At 41.4% G+C, this 830-nt stretch carries 2 protein-coding genes; both read left to right on the top strand.

What is annotated here, in order from left to right:
• Positions 1–152: 152 nt before the first annotated feature.
• Positions 153–518: a hypothetical protein gene (locus B5F71_RS20870; protein ID WP_206423876.1), complete on the top strand. Its 366-nt coding sequence runs from the start codon at positions 153–155 to the stop codon at positions 516–518.
• A complete protein-coding gene (locus tag B5F71_RS20575) occupies positions 505–675 on the top strand; it encodes a hypothetical protein (protein WP_158098125.1) in 171 nt (56 codons plus the stop codon). Before B5F71_RS20870 ends, B5F71_RS20575 begins: the two co-directional genes overlap by 14 nt.
• Positions 676–830: the final 155 nt, after the last annotated feature.

Below are 830 nucleotides of genomic sequence, written 5' to 3'. Positions count from 1 at the left end.
GGTACTAGGTAACAGGTACTAGGTAACTAGGTTTTAAATACATTCAGTAAAACTATTCAGAACCTCGTCAACTGGTACCTTGTCAGTAAGCAGTCAAAAAAAGGCTATTGATTGAAATGAATAACTTCGCTGCCAACCAAATTTATAAAATTATGTATAGCAGTGAAGATCTTGAAAGGTTTTACTTTCAGTACCAGACCGAGGCATTGCCTCATGGGGAATCTCTCCAATCGTTTTGTGCCAAGAACAAAGTCCCTTATAACATTTTCCAGAAATGGTTTAAGGATACCCGCAAAAAAGTAGTTGAAGTTCAGGTTGACGGTGTTCCTGAGATTACCCATGAAGAAAAGACCAAGACTGATGACCGGCCTAAACCTGTATCAAAAGGCTGCAATGACAATCCCGTCCGCATATGGATTGACATCCGTATCAGTAATGGGTTACACTTGTCCCAAAAGAATTTAAGCTATCAGGATTTAGAAGCTGTTTTGAATTTATCGTGCGATGATTTGGGATGAGTTTTTGAGGCATTTTCGCTTCTGTGATGAGGAAGATAGCGGGCTATCTGACGAAGAACAGGAGCGAAAAAGACCAAAAAATCGCCCAAAGCACACACGAAAAAGGATACATCAAGCCAAGAAAAACTTTTTGGAGAAATTCAAAACAGCTTCTTAGTCCGGATGATAGAGAAGCTGGAGGGTCTATGCTGAGTGTTACCGGTCTGAATCATTTTTATTATGTGCGTGACTTTACCGACATGCGTTGCAAGCACAGCCGTGTGTTGTCTATCATCCGTGAACTGCTTCACCGTGAACCCTGTGACGGGGATG

Origin of the sequence: Bacteroides sp. An269, assembly GCF_002159755.1 — a bacterium.
GTDB classification, from domain to species: Bacteria; Bacteroidota; Bacteroidia; order Bacteroidales; family Bacteroidaceae; genus Phocaeicola; species Phocaeicola intestinalis.
The sequence above is the reverse complement of the archived record's forward strand: the minus strand, read 5'-3'. Positions and strand labels throughout refer to the sequence as shown.

What these genes read in the sequence shown, in the direction of transcription:
- B5F71_RS20870 (WP_206423876.1), top strand. Translation starts at nt 153, where the DNA reads ATGTATAGCAGTGAAGATCTTGAAAGGTTTTACTTTCAGTACCAGACC.
- B5F71_RS20575 (WP_158098125.1), top strand. Translation starts at nt 505, where the DNA reads ATGATTTGGGATGAGTTTTTGAGGCATTTTCGCTTCTGTGATGAGGAA.